Origin of the sequence: Maribacter chungangensis, assembly GCF_042676845.1 — a bacterium.
Classification (GTDB): domain Bacteria; phylum Bacteroidota; class Bacteroidia; order Flavobacteriales; family Flavobacteriaceae; genus Maribacter; species Maribacter chungangensis.
On record NZ_JBHTHY010000003.1, the window covers coordinates 1,001,166 to 1,017,541 of the forward strand.

The following is a 16,376-nucleotide window of genomic DNA, read 5'->3' on the forward strand; positions in this document are numbered from 1 at the left end:
AAACGAGGGTATTTTTTTTAAGCGAATTGTACAGCATTAACTTTCGGTAAGAAGCCCTACGATAACTCGCTCCTGATTACGTTCTTAATTATTGGTTTGGGCAATGATAGCAATATATCCCTAAGGTTCTAATCTATATAGGCTATAGTATTTGAATGCTGTAATGGTTATACCTACAGGGCTTATGAGGGTTTTAATCTCATCTACCAATTTCCTAAACACATCAGTGTAATTATATGTTAAGATTAATTGATCGTAAATTGGTTTTTCGGAACATAAAAGGTGGGCTATTTCGGTTGGCGATAGTAACATGGATTGTTTACCTTTTTGCTGGGATATAGCGTTGATTGCCGCTGTGTCCAGGTTGTTGAAGTTTGAATCATGTTCATAACCTGCCAAATCTGGCGTAACAAGACCTAGCACCTCATGTATATTCTTAAAGTCCAGTTCAAAATCATAAAGTAAAATGGTTGCACCAGGGGTGCTTACCCGTATCGTTTCATCCAACAAAGCCTGACTTTTTCCGTACCACCAAGATCCTGCATAGGTGCAGATATCAAATGTACTGTCCGGAAAAGGTAAATTCTTATCCATCATTAACTGGTAATCGATAGTGTTCTTTGTTACCGTTTGCGCTATCATTTTTTCGTTAGGGTCTACACCGCTTACCCGATCACAGAATTTTTTCAGCGCTATTGAAGATACACCGGTACCGCAGCCAATATCCAGACCGTGTTTGAATTTTTTTTCGTCAAGACAAGCGCGTAAAATAGGCTCGTGTAGCGAGGGGCGATAGGATGCGTAGTGGAAAGCGGTTATTTTATCATAAGAAGTAGCCATTCGTCACCTTTTTTATAGGTGATGAAAATAGGGATTTGTGCCGAGAAGAAGGTAGTATTTATCAGTCCCTATTACAATGGGTATGAGGTTTTACTAACATCGTTCTACAAAAAAATAGGAATTTCTATTGCGTCGATATCACTGAATACGGGGTGATTAATGTTGGTTTGAACCCTTAAATTGCAAGGCATGGATGCCCTACAAAGGATAAGTGTGATTTCTTTTGTTGTGTATTGCATAGATAGAATATTAAGCATACAAAGCCGTTAAGATATAGACGTTTTATAATAGATCAAGTATTGTTATGTTCTGGAAGACAAAACCAAAATTACCCGTAACGCCCAATGACCAAATCTGGGTAGAGGAGTCCTTATCTTTTTTGAAGGATAGTTTGGGTGTGGAAAAATTACTGGACATTTCCACCGTAACACCAACAAAAGAGTTTTTTAATCGTGATTTTGATAATTCCAAAACGGACGCAGAATTTATTTTAGAACGTTGTACGGCTTTAATGGATATTCCTAGAGATAAAATTACTTTGGAATTCTATTCCGAGGAGAATAACTATTTGGACGATGGAACATTGCTAAGCACAACTGCTGATATTTATGGAAAATCCAAGGGTACTGCCGGCACCTATCAAAAACATGGGGAAAACGCTACGATACGAATTGAAACAGGGCAGTTGAAACATCCGGATAGTTTAGTAGCTACAATAGCCCATGAACTGGCGCACGAAAAATTACTGGGTGAGAATAGAATTGTTCGAAACCATGAATATCTCACCGATTTAACCGCAATTGCTTACGGCTTCGGAATTTTTATTGCGAATACAAAATTTCAGTTCCGCTCGGGAAAAGGAAATGGATTTGGTTGGAAAATGCAAAGTCAAGGTTATTTGCCTGAACAAGTTAGTGCCTATGCGATGGCATCCTTAGCGCTAAAGAAAAAAGAAATCCACCACGATTATAAAGAATATCTCGATAGCTCGGTAAGAAAGTATTTTGAACAAAGTTTAGCGTATTTAAAATTTGATGGAAAGCAAGAGTTTTGGTTAGTGAAAAAAGCGAGCGACCAAAAAAAGGAGTATTCTCATATTGAAATAAATAAAGGAAGTTCACTCTTTAGTTCTTTTGAGTTAGCGCAATTGCAACATGAAATTAAGGTGGCGTGTTACCAGGCTGATGTTGAAACGTTGGAGGCTTTGCTCCAAAAACGACTATCTCCGAACTTTAGTACCATTGGTGGGTCACCCTTGACTATTGCGGTAAGTCTTGGTAGCAAAGAACTGATAGACTGTTTATTGCATTATGGTGCGGACTTGAATTATTCCGACCCTAAAACCGTGACGGACACGTTGCCCTTGATGGCGGCTTGCAAAAACAAGGATATTACGATGATAAACTACCTCATTGATTTGGGGGCTCAGGTGAATCGTGTTGCCGGAAACGGTGAAAGTGTTTTAGAAGTTGCCGTACTGACCAAAAATACTGCTGTGGTCGAAGCTCTTTTAGCGGCAGGAGGAGATATTGAAATAAAGTCCGGTCTCATTAAACTTGACAAAACACCCATTTGTGCAGCAGTAAAGAATAAGGATACCAATATGGTTTTATTTTTGGCCGAAAACGGAGCGAGGATAAAACCAATTCGTAAGATCCCGAGATATGAAATACATCCTAAAATGGTAAAATTCTTAAAGGCTAAAAAATATCTGTAATGGAAGAGGTGAAAATTTTGATAGTTGCCCTAGTGTCGTTTTTATCACAAGAAAACATACCCATTACCGCAAAGTCCGCAGAAATTCATATCGATAGAACAAATAGGCAAGTAACCATAAAACAATATGATTTGATCAGTGTGGAGCAGTACCGTGAACTGGCCAAAGTGGGATTGGATTCGCTCATGCAGGTGCAAAGTCTTCGAGAAGATATGGCCCCTTTACGCCTAACCCATACGAGTTTCTATGAAGAGGACGATAAATTAAATGCGGTACTGTACCTGCAATACGAAGATGTCAAAGATTTGCGCAAGATGTCTTTTTATTCGGATCCGGAGGAAAATTTAAGTTATCCATATATGGATAGTTTTGAATATGATTTACGAACAGGTCGTATAAACGGAAGAAATGTGCGTTTTGACCAAGGACAGGACGTAAAGTTCAAAATGGAAGCTAAGCAAGCCTATCCAGAGACGATATATGGCCTATTGGACGATTGGAAAGCACTAAAAGCCACAAAATATGTGGATGTTACGGAAGATTTCTCGGTGAATGACTTTAAGAAATTACGGAAATTCATCCTAAAAAAAGGAGACGGTAAGAGTTTTAGGAACATTGAAAATAATAATCCGCATTATCGGTTCGATGATTTTGGGGTGTATTTGGCATCTACCGATCATCGTCAAATAGATCATACCAAATCTCTTCCTAGCGAAAATTATGACGAACTTGTTATTTGGGGTAACCGGCAATTTAGCCTTTATCTATTTGATGAACATACTACTAATACAAACCCCTATCTAGAAAATGACAAGGTATATTTTGTAAAATCCAATCCTTTGGATGCCGCAACGCTGCTAACTTATTTGGGACAAATACGCAAAAAATTATGATGTCGAAATTAATACGGATAGTTGCAGGTTTTATGCTGTTGTTGTTTTTTTGAATAGGTTCTGCGGAAATGGAAGTCAAAGTACTGATCGGCAATAGAATAGGCCAGAATACGGAAATCATAAAGTTGGCCGAGGAGCATGAAAGCACCTTTGGTAGTTTTGTGTCGGGTAAACCGATAGGGAACAAATACGAACAGCTTTATTTTCCGTTAGTGTAAAAACAAGATATCAATGTATAAACCGCATTGCAATTATGCATCAATTTAACGGAAAACAGGGATACGGTAGTACAATGGATATGGTAATTTCGTCAAAGAATAGAAGTATATATTTAAGCTATGATAAATAGAAGAATAAGTATGACGCAGGAGAAGTGTAAAAGTATAGTAAAGGTTTGCGTGGTTATGGTTTTGTTGGTAACTGCGTCTACCAAGTTAATGGCTCAGAAAGACACATTATATTATGATGCCAAATGGAAAACGACGGTAAAGGATAGTGCCGCTTTTTTTCGACCGCCAGCGAAAAAACAAGGGGAATTTTATAAAACCGAAGATTTTTATGTGTCCGGTGCATTGCAAATGAGTGGACTCTCATCCAGTTTAGATAATGATATCTGGGAGGGTGAAGTAACTTGGTACAACGAAGATGGTAGTATGTTGCAACAGGGTACGTACAAGAATAATAGATTGGATGGCGAATATATTTCAACGCTGGCCGGGAAAAAGTTAAAGGCCAAATTCGAGAACGGTAGAATGGTTTCCGGCAAGACAAACGGTAAGTTCAATAACGGTAGGCAGTATTACACCGAGATTAAGGGAGATACCACGGTAAACATTATCCATGACAAAGATATAAACGGGGTGCGCTACGAACGCTATAGTGTTGGCAAGCAATATGATGTATTGATAAAGTATTTTGATGTTGACGGAGAATTTATAGGACAGCGGGAATCCTTGCCCAATGGCGAAATTCAAGGACTCGTTGTCTCTTATTACAAAACACCCATGCGGCCCATGGAAATCCAATACTATCCTAACGGAAAAAGAATGGGCACTACTTTCTTCTATTGCAAAGATCAAGTACGCGAAGAATTCAGTTCCGAAAACGAACTTTCCAAAACTTTTTATAGTCCCGAGGGAGCTATCATCGGAAAGATAAACTATACGTACGACAATAATTATCTAATTCCATTAGATGGTAAGGAATACGTATTTTATTCTAGTCACAAGGAGTACAAAGGAGAACTTATTAAGAGCATACGTGAGTACAGCGGCGGAAAATTAGTTAAAGACGAACAGTTTTACGAAAATCAAAACTTAATGAGTAGCACTAGCTATTCGGCCGGTGCTAAAGAACTACAAATTAGCTATAATGAAAAGGGTGAGGAGATCGCCAGGATGGTTTATGAAAATTGGATGCCAATGAACGGTACGGAGATTATAGGAGACCGTAAAACCACGTATAAAGATGGGAAACTAATAGTGGAAATCAATGATTACTATAATACCCAGGTTATGTTCAGTAAAAAGACGTTGACCACGGAAACGTATTATGCCAAAGATGGTTCGGTATTAGGTTCCTTAACTATGATAGATGATCGTGGGTACCCAAAACCAATGAACGGAGATCGTTACACCATTGATTATGAAGGAGACATAAACGCTATTGAGCGTTATGAAAATGGTTTTATAACCCAACGTACTAGCTATAGAAAACGTCAGGTAGGGCAGAATGAGACGGTAACGTTTAAGAAAGTAGCGCTTTTTGAACCCGATGGATACAAACGGACCAAGGAGATTCGATTTTACAGTAATGGAAACAAACAAAGTGAAATTGAATTTAAAGATTTCAAAGAGACGGCAGGTATATTTTATGACGACCGTGAAAATGTTATTGGCGAATATAACTATGAAACGAAAGAAGGTACAGTTTACGAGTTTTTTGGCGACTCGGATAAAGTAAAACAAATGGAAACGCGAAAAAATGGGAAACAACTTAGGCTTAAACGCTATGACTATGGTCCGGATACTTCTTTTGGCCAAATTAATCCCGTTTTAGTTGAGGATGTCGATACCAGTTGTTGTGCCTCCTTCTATTCTCGTGAAGGTGAGCTTCTTGGTAAAGTTATCTTTAAGGACGGACAAGCTTGGGAAGGTTCGTTCTATGACGTAAAGCAAAGCACAAGCTATACGATAAAAGAAGGGAAGCGAAATGGCAGTTATAAAAAATACGATTATGACCGCAGTATTATGGAAGAGGGTAATTTTATAAGCGATAAAGAAGAGGGTCTTTTTACTTATTACAGTTATAACGGTGAACTTGTAAAGACTGAAAATTACACTAACGGGAAGCTTAATGGAATGGCACGGTATTATGATAAAAACGAAGCTATCTTAGGGGAGATGATGTATGCCGATGGGGCGCCCATTAGCGGTACCAGGATTACGACCACATATTCCAGTAAAGAACCAATAACCGAAACTTACGCTGCGGGAATGCTTGTGAAACGCATAAGTTATGACGATAACGGTAAAAGAATATCAAATTATGTAGATGGTATGGAAACCGAGACCACCGCGTATTATGGGGATACCGATAAAAAACGTTTAACTTATAGCGTAAAGGGCAGTAACTTGGACGGTACCGTTATTAGGTATGATTTGGATGGAAAACAACAGTACAAGGCCCTATTTGAAAGTGGAAAACTAAAAGAGGGTGCCGTAATGCTCACCCGTGGCAATGTAAGGGGCAACCCTGAGTATATTATCTTAACAAGAAAGCCCGATACCCTTAACGTAAAACTGATGGGACAAAATGATAAGGTCTTATTTACCGCAGAAGAGGATCTAGCTTTTGGTACGGCAACGGTATTTATGCAAAGTTTGGATATTTATATGGATTATTTAGGGCCAAACCGTTTGTATTAAAAAAGAGGTAAACTTAAAAACGTCCAATTATAGCTCATAATTGGACGTTTTTAGGGTTTGGGAAAAACGATAAATTAGTCTTCCAACAAAATTAAGTTGGACAGGTTATCCTCTATTTCCTGAGCATTTAGGCCGGTGGGCATATTCTCGTTATAAAAGAAGGATATTACATTATTTTCGATTTCCAAAAGCTCGTTGTTAGGTGCAATGGTAGAACACATAGCACTTGGGCTATCACCATCACATAGGTTAGAGTGTCCTAGTCCAAGTGCGTGGCCTAACTCATGGGTAAACAGTGCGGCGGTTTGGGATGAAATCCATATCTCTGCGCTTCTGTACGAGTTTCCTACAAACGAACTAATGGCATAGCCATCTAAGGTCAGGTCCTTTATATGCTCGTACATGTTAGGAAAAACATTCTCTGTTTCTTCTTTGGTCCCGTAGAACACTTGTGCGTTGGATTCAGATTCGGTGTCGACCAGTGAAATGCTGAAATTGCCGGATGCCGTGAGCATATTATAGTTGGCGATTACTTCTTGGACCATGCTGCGTGTTGCATCGGGGAAGTTGCCCACAAGGTACAAGTTCATAGGTTCGTCCCACTTGCGCATAATCGTCTGGGTAGGTGAGGTAGGGTCTTGGAACAGTGTCAAATGTTTAAAATGGCTCACAACTTCCTTTTGACTTGCATTCAGGGCGTCGAATTCATTGATGTCTTCTATATTTAAAGTGATATCGGCATCTGATATCGCAGTCCCGTCAAAAACGGAAACGGTAAAGTTTAGGCTATTGGTGGACTCAAAATCCAGTTTTAGTCCTTCACCGATGCTTAAGGCTCCCGTTGTTTCATTGATTAAAATATTTTCTGAAGAATCTATGGTGTAGGTAAGTACGTCATCTTCCCTGTCGGAGGCCTGAACGTTACCAATTACAGTTCCGGTTGCAGAATGTTCATCTACCTGAAAGGACTCACTTGCAATGCTTGGTGCACTGTTCGTTGTTTCTTCGTTTGCCGCATCGGACAAGCCATCGGAATCGGTACTGCAGGCGAACATTAAAACAGATAATAGGGGTAGCGTTATTTTTTTCATCTAAATTATCTTAATTGTTGTTCCAACTAGTATAGAACATGTTTTTAGATGGCCAAAATAGGGGACACATACCAAACCTAAAATTTGTTGTTGTGAAGGAATCAAAATATGTGGTGTACAGACCTTTCTTACAAAAGCCCTGCTCTTTCCAACAGTGCCTCTACCTTAGGTTCCGCTCCTCTAAAACGTTTGTACAATACCATTGGATTTTCGGTTCCTCCTTTTGAAAGTACGTGCTCCTTGAATTTTGAAGCCACTTCATTGTTGAAGATTCCTTCTTCCTTAAAGTATGCAAAGGCATCGGCATCCAATACTTCCGCCCATTTATAACTGTAATAGCCAGAGGAATATCCACCTTGAAAAATATGGGCAAATGATGTACTCATGCAAGTCTCCGGAGTGTCCGGATACAGGTTCGTTCCTGCAAAGGCTTTGGTTTCGAATGCTTTTACATCTGTAATCCCAGTTGGGTCCGCACCGTGCCAAGACATATCCAACAGACCAAAACTCAATTGTCGCATGGTTTGCATACCTTCTTGAAAAGTAGCGGATTCCCTTATTTTTTGAACTAGTTCCATGGGAATTACTTCACCTGTTTCATAGTGTTTTGCGAAAAGTTCCAGTGCCTCTTTTTCGTAACACCAATTTTCCATGACCTGGCTCGGTAGTTCTACAAAATCCCAGTATACCGAGGTTCCCGATAGGCTAGGGTAGGTAGTGTTGGCCAACATGCCGTGTAGCCCGTGACCAAACTCGTGAAATAGGGTAGTAACTTCATTAAAGGTCAAGAGAGACGGTTTTGTAGGTGTAGACGGGGTAAAGTTGCATACGTTGGATATGTGCGGACGTACGTTCTCGCCATCTTTTTTCCATTGCGATTTAAAGGAGGTCATCCAGGCACCGCCTCGTTTTCCGGCCCTAGGATGGAAATCTGCATAGAATATGGAAATGAAATTCTTGTCCAGATCGTAAACACGGTAGGTCTTCACCTCCTCATGATATTTGTCTATATCGAATACTTCCTCAAACTTGAGCCCAAATAGCTTCTCGGCGATTTTAAATACCCCCTCGATTACGTTTTCCAGTTTAAAATAGGGTTTTAATTGCTCATCGTCCAGACTGAATAATTTTTGCTTCAGTTTTTCGGAATAATAGCTACCGTCCCATTTTTGTAATTGTTCTATGCCGTCCAACGCTTTGGCAAATTCTTGCAGTTGTTTGAATTCGCGCTCTGCAGCCGGTTTTGCTTTTTCCAAGATTTCATTCAAAAAAGAATGTACTTTCTCCGGCGTTTCCGCCATACGCTCCTCCAATACAAAATGTGCATGTGTCTTGTATCCCAACAAATTGGCCCGTTCATGGCGTAACTTGGCTATTTTCAAAACGTTTTCTTGATTGTCCAGTTCATCGCCCTTAAAGGATTTACTTCCAAAAGCCATGGAGAGTTCCTTGCGGAGTTCCCGATTTTTGGCATATTTCATAAATGGAATGTAGCTAGGATAGTCTAAGGTGAGCATCCAGCCAGATTCCTTGCCTTTAGACTTGGCCAACTGGGCGGCAGCTTCTTTGGCGCCCTCTGGCAAGCCATCTAGGTCGCTCACATGGGTAATATGCTTTTGGTACTTATTTGTTTCGGCTAAAATGTTTTCCCCGAATTTTAATTTGAGCTTGGAAGATTCGGCATCGATTTCCCGTAACCGTTTCTTTTTCTCGTCGGATAGGTTGGCCCCATTGCGACTAAAACTTTTGTAGCGTTTTTCCAAGAGGGTATGCTGCTCTACGGACAGCGGTAGCGTGTCTCTTTGCTCGTATACCGCTTTTATCCTTTTAAACAATTCTTGGTTCAAGGTGATGTCGTTACCAAATTCTGACAGTAGGGGAGAGATCTCTTGGGCTATCTTCTGGATGTCCTCGTTTGTTTCTGCTGAGTTGAGGTTAAAGAACACGCTGGATACCCGATCCAGTTGCTGTCCGGAAAACTCCAAGGCCTCTATGGTATTTTCAAAGCTTGGCGTATCCTTGTTCATCGTAATGGCATCTATTTCTGCACGGGCATCTTCCATAGCCTGTAAAAAAGCAGGTTTAAAATGTTCGTTCTTTATGATTGAAAATGGGGCGGTATCGAAAGGTTTTAAAAGTGGGTTTATCATTTAGAAATAATAACTTTAAATAGGGTTATTGAATATTTTAACAAGTTATAAGTGCAGAGTTATGAGTTATGGAGTGCTTAACTCATAACTCCGAACTCTTAACTTTTTTTGCTCCCTCGAGAACCTTCCGCTTCAAACCTTCTTTGTAAAGGATGATTTTATCCAAAACGCATGTATCCGAAGAACCAATGATCTGTGCCGCTAGTATCCCTGCGTTTTTAGCTCCGTTCAGCGCTACCGTTGCTACGGGTACACCGCCGGGCATTTGAAGAATGGAAAGTATGGAATCCCAACCGTCGATACTGTTGCTGCTTTTTACCGGAACACCGATAACGGGCAAGGGAGACATGGAGGCTACCATTCCCGGTAAATGTGCGGCGCCACCTGCTCCGGCAATAATGACCTTATAGCCATTGCTGTGTGCGTTTTTACTAAAATCAAATAGTTTTTCGGGTGTGCGGTGGGCAGAAACAATGTCCACATCTACTTCTATATCAAAACCTTTTAAAATATCGATTGCTTCTTGCATTACGGGTAGGTCGCTTGTGCTTCCCATTACTACGGCTACTTTACTCATGAAAATGACATTTTGTGGTTAAAAAATTCCATGCTTTTGGGTTCCCATTGAACGGGAGATTCCTAAAAAAATGGAACCTAAATGTTAGGAAAGTTGCAAGTTATTACAAATGCCGTAAATAGCAATAGGGGCTATAAGGACATTTTAGTGTTGCAACGCTTTATGGAGTCCAATGCCGTCTGTAACGTTTTGTCGTTCATAGTGGCCTTTGCCGCATCCTTGTAGTATTTTATGGCCGTGTCGTACTGTTCTAGCTGTTCGTAAAGGATACCGTACTCGTTGTAAATGGTGGCCTTGTCCATGCCGGGAACCTGTAAGGCCTGCTTCAATAGGTCTTTTAAAGTGTCGTATTTTTGTAGGGTAGAAAGCAATATAGCGTAGTTTTTGTAAGCGGCCGCATACTCAGGGGCATATTGCAGGGCTAATTTGTAGTATTTTTCGGCTTGCTCAAAATTTTTGAACTTGGTCTCGTTTAACCAACCCAAATGGTTGTAAGCCTTCCCAAAGGTAGGTTCCTCACTAAGGATCTGTTCTAACTTTTCTACGGCAGCTTCAAGCTTTCCCTCTTTTATATCCATGTCCGCACCATGGAAGAGGTCTTCTAGATGATAGGCGTATTGCATAACGAATTATATGTTGTCAAAAATACTTTAAATGGCCAGCTGCGTACACCCTGAAAACCGTGATTTGTTTTTGTCCAAAGCATGCACTAAGTGTACCGTTATAATTGCAAATGAAGGTAAACACTATTGTATTGCGCCAGTCCACACGATTTGCCCCTAGCGCTGCCCTCCTAAAATCATAAAAAAGATAATAATTACCGCAGAAAGGATCGTTATGCGGGAGGTTTAAAGTGAAGTCATTAAAACTTTTTCCGTTAGCTAAAAAATTGCTCTTTTTAACCCATTTTTTGTCTTTTTTTCTTTCCATAGCTATGCTATGCAACTCAAAAAAGCCTTCAAATGGTCATAAAATTTCTAATTTTCGCTTGAACGCGAAAAGTTTAAACCACTTCAGTAATAGGTTCCTTTCCAGATTTAAAATCAGCCTATAAATTGGTATTATTCGCCCTGCCTCAAAAATAAATCGGTTTATTTTGGGCGCAACGTTGAAGACTGCTCTCGAAAACGATACATAACGAGTATTTAAAAAGCGGCTAATTTGTATACCTTGGTTATTTTGAAACCACCCGTATTGTTTCTTTAACATGTTGCGCAACCCTTCGTGCTTCATCAATATCCGTATTCACAATGGTCACATGCCCCATTTTACGAAACGGTCGGGTTTGCTTTTTGCCGTAGATATGTGGTGTAACGCCTTCCATGGCCATAATTTTATCAATATTTTCATAGACTACCTCACCTGTATGTCCTTCGGCGCCAACAAGATTTACCATGATACCCGCAACTTTACTGTCTGTCTTTCCCAGGGGTAAGTCCAGAATAGCCCGTATGTGCTGCTCAAACTGGTTGGTGTAACTGGCCTCTATACTGTAATGTCCACTATTATGGGGTCTTGGCGCCACTTCGTTTACCAGAATTTCATCGTCCTTGGTTTGGAACATTTCTACGGCCAGAATGCCAATATGCTGTATCTTTTCGGAAACGGTTAAGGCCACCTCCCGTGCTTTTTTGGCTACTTGGTCGTCTATTCTAGCCGGACAAATTACGTATTCTACCTGATTGGCTTCCGGATGAAACTCCATCTCTACAACGGGGTAGGTAACTACCTCCCCGCTTGGACTGCGGACTACGATAACGGCCAGCTCGTTTTTAAACGGTATCATGTCTTCGGCAATGCACTCTCCGGCAGGTAGATTTTTTACATCTTCCATGGTTCTAACCACTTTTACCCCTTGGCCGTCATACCCAAATTGGGCGGCTTTCCATACAAAGGGGAATTCCAGTCCGCCGTTTTCTATACTATCCTCGATTTCGCTGGCATAGGCAAACCTTGAAAATTCCGCCGTGGGGATACCATGGTCCACATAGAATAATTTCTGTTTTGCCTTGTTCTGGATGATACGTAGCGCCTTAGTAGGTGGGTATACCTTTAATCCCTCATCTTCTAGCTTCTCCAGCGCATCTAGATTTACGTTTTCTATTTCAATGGTGAGTACATCTACCTGTTTTCCAAAGTTGTAGACAGCGTCAAAATCCATAAGATTTCCCAACACAAATTCGTTACAGGAAATTTTGCATGGAGCTTCGTTGGAAGCTTCCAATACTTTGGTATGGATGTCGAATTTTCTGGTTTCATAGAGCATCATTTTGCCCAATTGCCCGCCTCCTAAAATACCTAATTTAAAACGTGACGAAAAATAGTCCATCTGATTATCGACTTTTTTAGCATAGAAATATGCTTTGTTTGGCACAAAAATACGGTTAAATCTAAGAATCCGTTTCCCTAAGCTCCAAAAACACGGGTCAAAATGCTATATTTGCCATCTTAAATAATCGCTTAAAATTGATACGGCTTCACGACAAATATTTTAAACCTTTCCTTAATGAAAAGGAAATACAGCAGGCCGTTAAGGGCATTGCAGATAAAATAGCCGCGGATTATAAAGACCAAACTCCCATCTTTGTAGGAGTGCTTAATGGTTCGTTTATGTTCGTATCCGATTTTTTAAAGGCGTATCAGCATCCATGTGAGGTATCCTTTGTTAAATTAGGTTCCTATCAAGGATTGACCTCTACCGGTATCGTGGAAACACTGTTGGATTTACCGGATAATATTGAGGGCCGAAGTGTAATTATCCTCGAGGACATAATAGATACGGGACGTACCTTAAAGGAACTTGTGCATTTGTTTGCGAATACCAACGTAAAGGAATTTAAGATTGCCAGCCTTTTTTATAAATCTGAAGTGTACAATGGGGAATATGCCATTGATTATTTTGGGCTGGATATTCCGGATCGTTTTATCGTGGGTTATGGCTTGGATTATAATGAACTTGGTAGAAATCTTAAAGAAGTATACCAATTAAACCAAAAATATATGATTAATCTTGTTCTGTTCGGGAAACCAGGTGCCGGAAAAGGTACACAAGCGCAATTTTTGAAAGAAAAGTACAACCTAAAGCATATTTCTACGGGCGATGTTTTTAGATATAATATCAAAAATAATACGGAATTAGGTACGCTCGCCAAGTCATATATCGATAAGGGTGATTTGGTGCCGGATGAAGTAACGATCAAGATGTTGGAGGATGAGGTGAATAAAAACCCAGAAGCCGACGGATTTATTTTTGATGGTTTCCCAAGAACCGTTGCACAGGCCGAAGCTTTGGATAACTTTTTGGAATCCAAGGATATGAAAATTAATGCTACGGTAGCTCTTGATGCCAATGATGAGGTCTTGATAGCGCGTTTATTGGAGCGCGGAAAGGTTAGTGGCCGATCAGATGACCAAGACGTAGACAAGATTAGAAATCGCTTTGATGAATACAATCAAAAAACGGCCCCGTTACAGGATTACTACCAAGAACAACATAAGTTTCATAGCGTTAATGGTATCGGAACCATTACGGAAATAACAGAACGCTTGACCAAAGTGGTAGACGGACTGTAATAACTCCGAAACAGGTATAAAAATATAATAATATGGCCGAGGAAGTAATAGGGCCAAAGGTTGCCCTAAGAGGATGTTTGACCGTGGGCGGTTTTGTGCTACTGGTTTTCATTATTGTTTCTATTTGCTACCTCATTTATGTGTTCTACTTGGATGATTCCCTTCCGCAGAATTACTAATGGGCTAATTTTACCCTAGATTCGCTATCACCCTTGCTCTTTTCTGTATTTTTGTAACACGATTAGGGTATTCTGCCCATAAACTAAAGTAAACTTCATGACCGAAGGTAATTTTGTAGATTATGTAAAAGTGTTTCTAAACTCCGGTAAGGGAGGTAAAGGCTCTGTACATTTGCATAGGGAAAAATTCATAACCAAAGGTGGCCCCGATGGTGGGGACGGCGGTCGTGGCGGACATATCATCCTTAGGGGAAACCAAAACCTTTGGACACTCATTAATTTTAAGTTCAAAAAACATTTTAAGGCCGGTCATGGAGGTCATGGCAGCAAGAACAGAAGCTCGGGCGCGGATGGTGAGGATGTATATTTGGAGGTGCCTTTGGGGACTATCGTAAAGGACGGGGAGACACAAGAAGTGGTTGCAGAGATTACCGAGCATGGAGAAGAGAAAATACTGTTGCAAGGTGGTATGGGCGGTCGAGGGAATTGGCACTTTAGGTCATCTACCAACCAGACGCCCAGATATGCGCAACCAGGTGTAGACGGTCAGGAAAAGGATTTTATTTTAGAGCTTAAGGTATTGGCAGATGTAGGTCTCGTTGGTTTTCCCAACGCAGGTAAATCTACCTTGTTGTCCGTAATCACATCGGCAAAACCTAAAATTGCGGATTATGAGTTCACAACCCTGAAACCTAATTTAGGTATTGTAGAATACAGGGATTTCAAAAGTTTTGTCATGGCCGATATTCCGGGTATTATAGAAGGTGCTGCAGAAGGAAAAGGCCTTGGCCACTATTTTCTAAGGCATATAGAGCGTAATTCTACCTTGTTGTTCCTTATTCCCGCAGACAGTAAAGATATAGGAAAGGAATACCGGATTCTGTTGGACGAACTCCGAAGGTATAATCCCGAATTGTTGGATAAAGAGCGACTTATAGCCATTTCCAAAAGCGATATGCTAGATGACGAACTTATGAACGAGATGCGAACCGAACTGGATAAGGATCTAAATGGTGTGCCTTTTATGTTTATTTCCTCCGTTGCCCAATTGGGCATTACGGAACTGAAGGACAAACTTTGGGCCATGCTCAGTGTTTAAAAATTAAAAGGGTAGTATGAGACAGTATATTAAAAGTATTGTTGAATTAAATGACAACCCTAAAAGTAGGGTTTTTGCCTATATCGTACAGGTACTGATCCTGGTTTCCATCATCTCATTTTCTTACGAGACCGTTCCAGATTTAGAGCCTGGTACTAGGAAAATATTGAGGGCCATTGAGGTTTTTTGCGTGATCGTGTTTACCCTGGAGTATCTCCTCAGAATCTACTGTTCGGATAAAAAAAGTGCTTTTATTTTTAGTTTTTATGGCATCATTGACTTTTTGGCCATCCTGCCTTTTTATTTAGCATTGGGAATAGACTTAAGATCCTTACGGGCCTTGCGGTTTTTGCGGCTGTTCCGGATTTTTAAGTTGATGCGGTATAACCGGGCCTTAGCTCATTTTTCCAGAGCCATTAACAGGGCAAAAGAGGAAATTTTATTATTCCTGTTCGTCACTTTGATACTTATTTATTTTTCTGCGGTAGGTATTTATTATTTTGAGAACGCAGCACAACCAGAGCATTTCTCTTCTATTTTCGATAGTCTTTGGTGGGCTATTATTACCTTAACTACAGTTGGTTATGGTGATGTGTATCCGATTACGGTAGGGGGTAAGGTATTTACCTTTTTTATCTTAATGATAGGGTTGGGAATCGTAGCCATTCCTACCGGTATTATATCTTCTGCACTTACAAAGTCCGTGGACAAGAAAGAGGAAGATTGATTTTTATGTAACTTGTATCAAAATCAGGTTTATGAAATATGTTGGTCTTTTAGTTGTGCTTCTTTTTATGGTCTCCTGTGGTGCCACTCGGGTAAATTACGATTACGATAAAGAAACGGACTTTGCCGCCTATACCACTTATGCTTACTTTACGGATATTGAAACAGGCCTAAGTCAATTGGACGAAAGACGGTTAATGAACGCCATGGATGCTGCCCTGCAATCCAAAGGCTTGTTGTTTTCGGAAGAACCCGATATACTCATCAATATACAAAGTGTAGTCCTCAGGGGCAAGCCTAACAATGCTGTTGGTGTTGGCCTTGGAGGTGGAACGGGCGGTGTAGGTGGCGGCATATCAGTAGGGATACCCGTAGGCGGGCCAAAGTTGCGCAGAGAACTGAAAATTGACCTTGTTGATGCCAAAAAGGATGTGTTGATTTGGCAGGCGATAAGTCAATCTCCATTTAGGGAGGACGATCCACCGGCGGTAAAGGAGGAAAAAATACAGGAACTGGTGGTCAAAATATTTGAGAAATATCCTCCAAAACCTCGTGGTTAAAGGCTAAAATTTCATTTAAAACTTCGTGTGGTTTTAATGCGCTA

The 16,376-nt window shown here is 40.4% G+C and carries 15 protein-coding genes; 9 read left to right on the plus strand and 6 right to left on the minus strand.

The window, feature by feature from the left end; translation table 11 throughout:
- Nucleotides 1–120 precede the first annotated feature (120 nt).
- Nucleotides 121–840 carry a class I SAM-dependent methyltransferase gene (locus ACFQZJ_RS04130; protein ID WP_379932519.1) on the minus strand — a complete coding sequence of 240 codons (720 nt, stop codon included), beginning with the start codon at nucleotides 838–840 and terminating at the stop codon, nucleotides 121–123.
- Between the two features lie 304 nt (nucleotides 841–1,144).
- Between ACFQZJ_RS04130 and ACFQZJ_RS04135 the strand changes: the two genes are divergently transcribed.
- The 4 genes from ACFQZJ_RS04135 (at nucleotide 1,145) to ACFQZJ_RS04150 (ending at nucleotide 6,377) form a co-directional block, all read left to right on the plus strand.
- Entirely contained in the window at nucleotides 1,145–2,557 is a 1,413-nt protein-coding gene (locus ACFQZJ_RS04135; protein ID WP_379932520.1) for an ankyrin repeat domain-containing protein, read from the plus strand.
- A complete protein-coding gene (locus ACFQZJ_RS04140; protein ID WP_379932521.1) occupies nucleotides 2,557–3,450 on the plus strand; it encodes a hypothetical protein in 894 nt (297 codons plus the stop codon). Before ACFQZJ_RS04135 ends, ACFQZJ_RS04140 begins: the two co-directional genes overlap by 1 nt.
- A gap of 68 nt (nucleotides 3,451–3,518) precedes the next feature.
- The gene (locus ACFQZJ_RS04145) at nucleotides 3,519–3,668 is read left to right on the plus strand and encodes a hypothetical protein (RefSeq protein ID WP_379932522.1); all 150 of its coding nucleotides are present in this window, start codon (nucleotides 3,519–3,521) and stop codon (nucleotides 3,666–3,668) included.
- A gap of 120 nt (nucleotides 3,669–3,788) precedes the next feature.
- On the plus strand, nucleotides 3,789–6,377 hold the full coding sequence (locus tag ACFQZJ_RS04150; RefSeq protein ID WP_379932523.1) for a toxin-antitoxin system YwqK family antitoxin: 2,589 nt from the start codon (nucleotides 3,789–3,791) through the stop codon (nucleotides 6,375–6,377).
- 74 nt (nucleotides 6,378–6,451) lie between these two features.
- On the opposite strand, the gene ACFQZJ_RS04155 is transcribed toward ACFQZJ_RS04150, so the two are convergent.
- The 5 genes from ACFQZJ_RS04155 to ACFQZJ_RS04175 form a co-directional block, all read right to left on the minus strand.
- Nucleotides 6,452–7,468 (minus strand): hypothetical protein, encoded by a 1,017-nt coding sequence (locus ACFQZJ_RS04155; RefSeq protein WP_379932524.1) that lies wholly within the window; start codon nucleotides 7,466–7,468, stop codon nucleotides 6,452–6,454.
- Between the two features lie 128 nt (nucleotides 7,469–7,596).
- The gene (locus tag ACFQZJ_RS04160; protein ID WP_379932525.1) at nucleotides 7,597–9,618 is read right to left on the minus strand and encodes a M3 family metallopeptidase; all 2,022 of its coding nucleotides are present in this window, start codon (nucleotides 9,616–9,618) and stop codon (nucleotides 7,597–7,599) included.
- 82 nt (nucleotides 9,619–9,700) lie between these two features.
- Nucleotides 9,701–10,195, minus strand: coding sequence for a 5-(carboxyamino)imidazole ribonucleotide mutase (gene purE / locus ACFQZJ_RS04165; protein WP_379932526.1), 495 nt, complete (start codon nucleotides 10,193–10,195; stop codon nucleotides 9,701–9,703).
- Between the two features lie 131 nt (nucleotides 10,196–10,326).
- Nucleotides 10,327–10,818 (minus strand): hypothetical protein, encoded by a 492-nt coding sequence (locus tag ACFQZJ_RS04170; RefSeq protein ID WP_379932527.1) that lies wholly within the window; start codon nucleotides 10,816–10,818, stop codon nucleotides 10,327–10,329.
- Nucleotides 10,819–11,369: 551 nt separating this feature from the next.
- On the minus strand, nucleotides 11,370–12,524 hold the full coding sequence (locus ACFQZJ_RS04175; protein ID WP_379933122.1) for a 5-(carboxyamino)imidazole ribonucleotide synthase: 1,155 nt from the start codon (nucleotides 12,522–12,524) through the stop codon (nucleotides 11,370–11,372).
- A gap of 137 nt (nucleotides 12,525–12,661) precedes the next feature.
- Between ACFQZJ_RS04175 and ACFQZJ_RS04180 the strand changes: the two genes are divergently transcribed.
- The 5 genes from ACFQZJ_RS04180 to ACFQZJ_RS04200 all read left to right on the plus strand — a co-directional run bounded on the left by ACFQZJ_RS04180 (nucleotide 12,662) and on the right by ACFQZJ_RS04200 (nucleotide 16,332).
- On the plus strand, nucleotides 12,662–13,768 hold the full coding sequence (locus ACFQZJ_RS04180) for an adenylate kinase (RefSeq protein WP_379932528.1): 1,107 nt from the start codon (nucleotides 12,662–12,664) through the stop codon (nucleotides 13,766–13,768).
- Nucleotides 13,769–13,800: 32 nt separating this feature from the next.
- Nucleotides 13,801–13,947 carry a hypothetical protein gene (locus ACFQZJ_RS04185; RefSeq protein WP_379932530.1) on the plus strand — a complete coding sequence of 49 codons (147 nt, stop codon included), beginning with the start codon at nucleotides 13,801–13,803 and terminating at the stop codon, nucleotides 13,945–13,947.
- A 97-nt stretch (nucleotides 13,948–14,044) separates the two neighbouring features.
- Nucleotides 14,045–15,046 (plus strand): GTPase ObgE, encoded by a 1,002-nt coding sequence (gene obgE, locus ACFQZJ_RS04190; protein ID WP_379932531.1) that lies wholly within the window; start codon nucleotides 14,045–14,047, stop codon nucleotides 15,044–15,046.
- A gap of 16 nt (nucleotides 15,047–15,062) precedes the next feature.
- The gene (locus ACFQZJ_RS04195) at nucleotides 15,063–15,773 is read left to right on the plus strand and encodes an ion transporter (RefSeq protein ID WP_379932532.1); all 711 of its coding nucleotides are present in this window, start codon (nucleotides 15,063–15,065) and stop codon (nucleotides 15,771–15,773) included.
- Nucleotides 15,774–15,804: 31 nt separating this feature from the next.
- A complete protein-coding gene (locus ACFQZJ_RS04200) occupies nucleotides 15,805–16,332 on the plus strand; it encodes a DUF4136 domain-containing protein (protein ID WP_379932533.1) in 528 nt (175 codons plus the stop codon).
- Nucleotides 16,333–16,376 lie beyond the last annotated feature (44 nt).

What these genes read in the sequence shown, in the direction of transcription:
- ACFQZJ_RS04140 (WP_379932521.1), top strand. Translation starts at nt 2,557, where the DNA reads ATGGAAGAGGTGAAAATTTTGATAGTTGCCCTAGTGTCGTTTTTATCA.
- ACFQZJ_RS04155 (WP_379932524.1), bottom strand. Translation starts at nt 7,468, where the DNA reads ATGAAAAAAATAACGCTACCCCTATTATCTGTTTTAATGTTCGCCTGC.
- ACFQZJ_RS04175 (WP_379933122.1), bottom strand. Translation starts at nt 12,524, where the DNA reads ATGGACTATTTTTCGTCACGTTTTAAATTAGGTATTTTAGGAGGCGGG.
- purE (WP_379932526.1), bottom strand. Translation starts at nt 10,195, where the DNA reads ATGAGTAAAGTAGCCGTAGTAATGGGAAGCACAAGCGACCTACCCGTA.
- ACFQZJ_RS04195 (WP_379932532.1), top strand. Translation starts at nt 15,063, where the DNA reads ATGAGACAGTATATTAAAAGTATTGTTGAATTAAATGACAACCCTAAA.
- ACFQZJ_RS04150 (WP_379932523.1), top strand. Translation starts at nt 3,789, where the DNA reads ATGATAAATAGAAGAATAAGTATGACGCAGGAGAAGTGTAAAAGTATA.
- ACFQZJ_RS04170 (WP_379932527.1), bottom strand. Translation starts at nt 10,818, where the DNA reads ATGCAATACGCCTATCATCTAGAAGACCTCTTCCATGGTGCGGACATG.
- ACFQZJ_RS04200 (WP_379932533.1), top strand. Translation starts at nt 15,805, where the DNA reads ATGAAATATGTTGGTCTTTTAGTTGTGCTTCTTTTTATGGTCTCCTGT.
- ACFQZJ_RS04145 (WP_379932522.1), top strand. Translation starts at nt 3,519, where the DNA reads ATGGAAGTCAAAGTACTGATCGGCAATAGAATAGGCCAGAATACGGAA.
- ACFQZJ_RS04160 (WP_379932525.1), bottom strand. Translation starts at nt 9,618, where the DNA reads ATGATAAACCCACTTTTAAAACCTTTCGATACCGCCCCATTTTCAATC.
- ACFQZJ_RS04130 (WP_379932519.1), bottom strand. Translation starts at nt 840, where the DNA reads ATGGCTACTTCTTATGATAAAATAACCGCTTTCCACTACGCATCCTAT.
- ACFQZJ_RS04185 (WP_379932530.1), top strand. Translation starts at nt 13,801, where the DNA reads ATGGCCGAGGAAGTAATAGGGCCAAAGGTTGCCCTAAGAGGATGTTTG.
- obgE (WP_379932531.1), top strand. Translation starts at nt 14,045, where the DNA reads ATGACCGAAGGTAATTTTGTAGATTATGTAAAAGTGTTTCTAAACTCC.
- ACFQZJ_RS04135 (WP_379932520.1), top strand. Translation starts at nt 1,145, where the DNA reads ATGTTCTGGAAGACAAAACCAAAATTACCCGTAACGCCCAATGACCAA.